The organism is Coleofasciculus sp. E1-EBD-02 (genome assembly GCF_040218245.1).
Classification (GTDB): domain Bacteria; phylum Cyanobacteriota; class Cyanobacteriia; order Cyanobacteriales; family Coleofasciculaceae; genus Coleofasciculus.
Window position 1 is genome coordinate 1 of the sequence record NZ_JAVJQN010000096.1, and the last position, 7,082, is coordinate 7,082.

The window sequence follows — 7,082 nt, forward strand, 5'->3', positions numbered from 1 at the left end:
GTACTGTTAACTGTTAATTTAGGTAACGTTGAGTCACCTAAATTAACTTGGGGGAGTTGTGTATCCCAACGCTGACCCTGAGCGGAGTCGAAGGGTACAGCGTGGGTCTTACAACTCCCCCAAACCCCCCTGTTAAGATAAATATGACTAAACTGAGAGTTAAAAGACCCATTGACAATTTTTGCACTATGGGGATCGGGAGGATCAACTTGAGCAAGCATTTAACACCATCTGTAGCAGGTTTAACCCTATTCGCCTTTTTTGCCGTAACCGCACCGCTTCCGGGAATGGCGCAAGTCCCTACATTTTCGCCCCTAGAACCAACGACGGTTACGAATCCACCACCAGATTTACCCTATACACTCGGATCAGGCGATCGCGTGGGCGTAACGATCTTTGATGTTCCCGAATACAGTGGAGACTACCAGGTTTTAGTCGATGGAACCCTAAATTTACCCGTTGCTGGCAGTATTCCTGTAGAAGGGTTAACCATTAATGCTGCCACTCAACGAATTTCTCAGCGATATGCTCCCTTTGTCAGACGCCCTTTAGTCACCTTAACCCTGATTGATCCTCGCCCCCTAAAAATTGCGGTCGCCGGGGAAGTCAATCGTCCCGGTTCCTACAGCGTCACCCTCAACGAAGGGCAACAATTTCCCACCGTGACTCAAGTGGTTCAGCTTGCTGGCGGAATTAGCCGCTCGGCTGATGTGCGAAACGTGCAAATCCGCCGCCGGATGAACTCAGCTACCCGACAAACCTATACCATTAATCTCTGGGAGTTATTACAAAATAGCGATCTCGCTCAAGATGTGACCTTGAGAGATGGTGATGAAATCTTTATCCCCACCACCACCGGAATTGACCCCCTAGAAAGCCGTCAACTGGCAACCGCGAGTTTTTCACCAGAGGCGGTTAAGCCAATTAAAGTTGCCGTCGTCGGGGAAGTGGTGCGTCCGGGTCCTTATACCGTTACCGCCGCCACATCGGGCGCGGCTACGGCTGACCAAGCTGGTGGCGGCGGTGGTAACAATACAGAACCGCCAACGGTAACTCAAGCGATTCAAGTAGCCGGAGGTATTACTCAATCTGCCGATATTCGTAATGTTGAAGTGCGACGCACCACCAGAGATGGCTCTGAGCAACTGATCGTTGTCAATCTCTGGGAACTCCTGCAAGAGGGTGATCTCTCTGAAGATGTGATTCTGCAACAGGGAGATACGATTAGAGTCCCGGAAGCCGAAACTCTAACCGCTTCAGAAGCTACAAAATTGGCATCAGCGAGCTTTTCGGCGGCAATTATCAATGTCAATGTGGTGGGAGAAGTCGAGAAACCGGGTACAGTATCAATCCCAGCGAACGCCCCCTTAAATCAAGCCCTGCTAGCATCTGGCGGATTTGATAATCGCCGCGCCCGCAAGAGTTCTGTGGAGTTGATTCGTCTGCAACCCAACGGTACGGTTAAAAAACGGGAAATCGATGTGGATTTTACGGCTGATGTTAACGATGAAAGCAATCCACCATTGCGCCCTAATGATGTGATTATCGTCAGACGTTCCGGTTTGACCCGAGTCACGGATACATTGGGGACAATTGTCAGTCCTATTGGTAGCGTGTTCTCTGTGTTTAGATTTTTTGGATTCTAGAGCGTCGGCTGGCTGCAGTAGAGACGTGCCATGCAACGTCTCTACAGATAAAGAGGGATATTGTCGCTTCTGTTACCGTTTTTGAGGCATTTCAGTCGATAATTTGATGACTGAATCAGTATTAATAGTATTGTAGGAGAGATAGGGAATCAAGGATTGATTGTTGATGGCTGATTCCCTACTCCGATCAAATTTGTAAATTTCAGCGGTATTCGTGACGATTTTGAACCAACCTGGTACACAATTAAACAAGGTAAAATGATTTTTTGACGAACGCGCTCAATCCACGCAGAAGGAGTAGGGGGAAGATGGAGATCGGTCAGATTCAAGAACCATTATCGCCCAATGGCAATGGGAAACACCCAAAGTATGCACCACCGCTGGTCTACCGGACACCACCTCCGGAACCCGAACCGGATGAATGGACATTGCAACAGTTGGTCAACGTCATTCGGCGTCGGGCGTTAGTGATTGCTGGAGTCGCGATCGCAGTGACCTCGGGGATCAGTTTTTGGACGTTGAATCAGACACCGAAGTATGAGAGCAAGTTTCAACTGTTGGTCGAACCCGTCACTGAGGAAGGAGACTTAGACAAACTTACGGAAGCAGTGGGTGGCGGTGATGGACGGAATTCCACACTGGATTATGATACCCAGATTCAGGTGTTACGCTCTCCTCAGCTAATGGAGGCTATTGTCCAAGAGATCCACAAGCATTATCCTGAGGTCAGTTACGAGTCCTTAATGACTCAGCTAATTGTCAGCCGACTGGGGGACACCAAGATCCTGGAAGGGCGTTATCGGGATACTGAGCCGGAACGAGTGCGGCGGGTTTTACACGAAGTCGCTCGAGGCTATCTACGTTACTCCCTGCAAGAGCGACAACTGAACCTGAAACAGGGAATTCAGTTTGTTGATGACCAGTTACCCGTGCTGCGCGATCGCGTGAATAAGCTGCAAGGACAACTGCAAGCCTTTCGCCAACAACACAACCTCCTCGACCCGGAAATTCAAGCCCAAGAGTTATCCCAACGGGTGAGTGCGATTGAACAGCAGCAGTTGCAAACTCAGGTTCAGTATCAAGAAACGCGATCGCTTTATAATACGCTCTTACAGCAGTTGGGATTATCACCCCAGCAAGCGGTTGCTACTGTAACCCTCAGTGAAGCCCCTCGCTACCAACAGTTACTTAACCAACTTGCGGAACTTGAATCCCAGATTGCCCTAGAATCGGCGCGGTTTACGCCCCAAAGTCCCACGATGCAAGCCTTGCGCCAGAAACGGGATAATCTCTTACCCTTACTCAACCAAGAATCCCAAAACGTATTGGGCGCAAGCCTTACCGAGGCTGGGGTTTCCAGTGCTTCCCCCAATTCGATTCGCACAAACTTGACCCAGCAACTGGTGCAAGCGACTAATCAACTGCAAGTCTTGCAAGTCAAACAAAGTGCGATCGCGCGATCGGCTCAAATGCTCAACCTCCAGGTTAAACAAATTCCCGTCATCGCCCGCCGCTACACAGACTTACAGCGAGAACTCCAAGTCGCCACCGATAGCTTAAATCGCTTTCTGGCGGTGCGGGAAAATCTGGAAATTGAAGCCGCCCAGAAAGCCTTACCCTGGCAGATTATATTAAAGCCAGAAGTCCCCCAAGTCCCCGTGTGGCCCAATACCCAGCGCAATATCACATTAGGTGCGATCGCGGGATTATTGTTAGGCATGGGCGTGGCTTTGCTGATCGAACGGTTGGATAATGTCTTCCATTCTCCCGATGAACTCAAAGACTTGACCAAACTTCCCCTACTGGGCATTATCCCCTACCAAAAACAACTCAAACAACAGATGATGTCTACGGCAAACTTAACCCAGGTGGCATCAGCTTCTTCTTCCGCCAATGGTGAAAAATCTCGCCGCTCATCCCGAAGCTACAATGCTTCTCCCTTCTTAGAATCATTCCGTTCGCTCCAAACAAATATTCGGTTTTTGGGTAGCGATACTCCCGTTCACTCCATTATTATTAGTTCAGCTACCCCCTCAGAAGGAAAATCCACTGTTTCCGTCCACCTCGCCCAAGCCGCCGCCGCTATGGGTCAACGAGTGTTGCTGGTGGATGCGGACTTACGACGCCCTCAAGTTCATCACTATTTGAACCTAGACAACCAGGTGGGCTTAAGTAACGTCATTGCCACTGGACTGACAGCAAAACAAGCAATCCAGCGCCTACCGATGTGGGATCGGTTGTATGTCCTCACCGCCGGACAAGTCCCCCCTGATCCCAGTCGGCTGCTGTGTTCCAAGAAGATGCAACATTTAATGGAGCAATTTCATGCGGTTTTTGACCTAGTGATTTACGATACACCACCTGTGTTAGGACTAGCAGATGGTCGTCTCTTGGCGGCTCACGCTGATGGTGTGATGATGGTGGTGGGCTTGGGTAAGAGCGATCGCTCGGCATTAATGCAAGCCCTAGATACTATGAGAATTTCTAACGCCACCGTGTTAGGCGTAGTTGCCAATGGTGTTAAAGGGTATACCACCCGGTCTTACTACTACTATCACAATCACTATGGAACCGAATCCGACATTCTCAAAGCGAAACAGCTATTGATGAAACGGATGGAGGAAAACATCCAGCCCGATGACGAAAACCAGAAGGATGGCGAATAAAAAAGGTTTAAACCTTCACCTGTGTAGGGGCGGGTTTCACTACTATCATTTCTGTTGCACCTAGATGCGACTAAACCCGCCCCGATTAAATCTGATCATTGACAAAATAAACTAAATGTTGTAATAAGACCGATACCACTGAACAAATTGTTCCACACCCACTTCAATGGACGTATTCGGTTTAAATCCCACATCTTGCATCAAATCATCCACATCCGCATAAGTAATCGGCACATCTCCCGGTTGCATGGGTAGCATATTTTTCACCGCCGTTTTGCCCAAACATTGTTCTAAGGTTTCGATGAGTTGTAGCAATTCAATCGGTTGATTATTGCCAATGTTGTAGAGTTTGTAAGGTGCAGAACTTCTCGAACCAGGTGAAGCATTTCCTGAGGCTTCCGGCGGCGGAATCTTACCCATGACTCGCACCACACCCTCGACAACATCATCAACGTAAGTAAAATCCCGTTGCATCCGACCATAATTAAACACATTAATCGGCTGTTCAGCCAGAATCGCTTTGGTAAATAAAAAGAGTGCCATATCGGGACGATACCACGACCCATAAACCGTAAAGAAGCGCAAGCCTGTTGTTGGAATATTGTACAAATGACTATAGGCATGAGCCATTAATTCATTTGCTTTCTTGGTAGCTGCATAGAGGCTAACAGGACAATCGACATTATCCTGTACTGAAAACGGCACCTTCGTATTCGCGCCGTACACCGAACTGGATGAAGCAAACACCAGATGCTTGATGTCAGAATGGCGACACCCTTCCAGGATATTGGTAAAACCCACCAGATTACTATCCACATAGGCGTAGGGATTTTTCAAAGAATAGCGAACTCCCGCCTGCGCCGCCAGATGGATGACAAACTCGAAGGATTCTTGGGCAAATAACTGGGCAATCCCTTCGCGGTCGGCTAAGTCTAGTTTATAAAAGCGAAACCCCGGTTGGTTCTCCAGTTGCGCGAGTCGGGCTTGTTTGAGGGAGACATCATAGTAAGCATTCAGGTTATCCAGTCCAATCACGGTATCACCCTGGGCAAGTAACCGTTGACTGAGGTGGTATCCGATAAAGCCGGCTGCACCTGTAACTAAAACATTGACCACACTTGAATTCCTCTTATAAACGTCGGGATTGCTTAAGCTGATACCGTTTGATCGGATGATCAAGGCAAGTTTAGCATTCCAGGTATGGGAAACAATCCCGATTAATTTCTCTCGTTCGCCCCGACACATCAACGGGGTTATGTAGAAGAGCTATTCACGAGACGCTGACAATACTATACTTGGCAACGATTAGGGTTTAATTTGGGGAAGTATCACGCCAGTGACCAAAGAGACGATATCAAGTCATTCCATACAAGCCAATCGGGTTAATCAAGACCGAACTCACTGGAAGCAAGTCAGCGTTCAAATTGTGGTCGTCACCGCATTCCTCAGTTTGGGGTTTCTGCTGGATGGCAATATGGGTATCAACAACGAGATAGATATCTTACCCTTTGCCAGACAGTATGCTGACCCAAGTTGGATTCCCAGAGACTGGTATCTCAATCAGCCTCCGGGCTATCGGATACCATTCCTGGCATTTTTTGGCTCAATGGCGGCGGCTTGGGGGTTTTTAGCCACGTCTTTAATCGGGCGGCTGCTGTGTTACACGCTAATGGCTTCAGGATTAGTGTTTCTGGGTCGAAAACTGGGGTTGAGTTTGCCGTTGCTGCTGCTGGCGGTTGGTTTGTTTCTGTATGTGGATGACCATCAAGGTATAGTTGCCCGTGAATGGTTGGTGGGAGGAATTGAACCGAAAGTTGTGGCTTACGGTCTATTGCTGTTTGCCATTGGGCTGATGTTAACGGGTCGCTATCGGCTGATGGCACTTCTGTTAGGGCTAGCTACATTATTTCACACTCTTGTCGGGGGGTGGGCATCTATTGTGATAGCCGGATGGTTAATACTCAGACGCCGCCGCCATTTTAGAAATATCCAGTATCTGGGTTCAGTTGTCGTTATTTATCTGATAGCCAGTGCGCTATCAATTTACACGGTTCTGGAACATTTATTGACCTCGAGTCCCACAGGTGCTGTCGAACCGTCCTATATTTACGTGTTTATCCGTTCTCCTCACCACCTGAATCCCCTTGATTGGTCGGAACAGTGGTGGATAAAACCTGCTGTCTACTTGCTAGTGTTGGCGCTGAGTGTGGGCATACTTTGGCGCCAGCGACAGTCTCAGGAACATGGGGTGCGGATGGGGCTGGCGGAGTTCACACTACTGACGTTGATACCGTTTGGCTTAGGACTTGCGATCGCGCCGTTTGATGCTCAGGGTACGTTCCTACAATATTACCCGTTTCGGCTGGGGGATGTGATGTTACCCCTGAATACTTGTCTGCTGTTTGCTTGCGCCCTGGAGCAAAGCTTTATCGGTAAAGCAAGACCCATTTTGTTATTCGTTTGCATCGTGTTATTGAGTGGAGCTTGTACTGTTCAGGCTGTACAATTTCATCAAGCTTTAGTTGCCCTATCTGAGTTTCCCAGTGAACAACAGGGGATAGACCCCGAAGGCAAAGCGATAAGTGATTGGATTCGCACTAACACCCCTGATGATGCGCTGATTGTTACACCGTTCCGAAAAACCTATACAGAACTATGCAGATCTAGGCATATCTGTACATAGTCGGAACGTGCAGACCAAGACTCACCGCAGTCTACGTTAGACGGGTCATGACACCTTGATGTGAACGCCAGCATCATGCTCTATCGG

Annotated in this window: 4 protein-coding genes; 3 read left to right on the top strand and 1 reads right to left on the bottom strand. The window is 48.6% G+C overall.

From position 1 onward, the window contains the following. The first annotated feature begins 209 nt into the window (after positions 1 to 209). A complete protein-coding gene (locus tag RIC07_RS15730; protein ID WP_446395354.1) occupies positions 210 to 1,646 on the top strand; it encodes a polysaccharide biosynthesis/export family protein in 1,437 nt (478 codons plus the stop codon). Between the two features lie 308 nt (positions 1,647 to 1,954). After that, positions 1,955 to 4,312 (top strand): GumC family protein, encoded by a 2,358-nt coding sequence (locus tag RIC07_RS15735; RefSeq protein WP_446395355.1) that lies wholly within the window; start codon positions 1,955 to 1,957, stop codon positions 4,310 to 4,312. 111 nt (positions 4,313 to 4,423) lie between these two features. On the opposite strand, the gene RIC07_RS15740 is transcribed toward RIC07_RS15735, so the two are convergent. Beyond that, positions 4,424 to 5,428 carry an NAD-dependent epimerase gene (locus tag RIC07_RS15740; protein WP_446395356.1) on the bottom strand — a complete coding sequence of 335 codons (1,005 nt, stop codon included), beginning with the start codon at positions 5,426 to 5,428 and terminating at the stop codon, positions 4,424 to 4,426. A 220-nt stretch (positions 5,429 to 5,648) separates the two neighbouring features. On the opposite strand from RIC07_RS15740, the gene RIC07_RS15745 reads away from it, so the two are divergent. Continuing rightward, positions 5,649 to 6,995 (top strand): DUF6798 domain-containing protein, encoded by a 1,347-nt coding sequence (locus RIC07_RS15745; protein ID WP_446395357.1) that lies wholly within the window; start codon positions 5,649 to 5,651, stop codon positions 6,993 to 6,995. Positions 6,996 to 7,082: the final 87 nt, after the last annotated feature.

Coding starts and splice junctions, on each gene's coding strand:
- RIC07_RS15735 (WP_446395355.1), top strand. CDS start 1,955: ATGGAGATCGGTCAGATTCAAGAACCATTATCGCCCAATGGCAATGGG.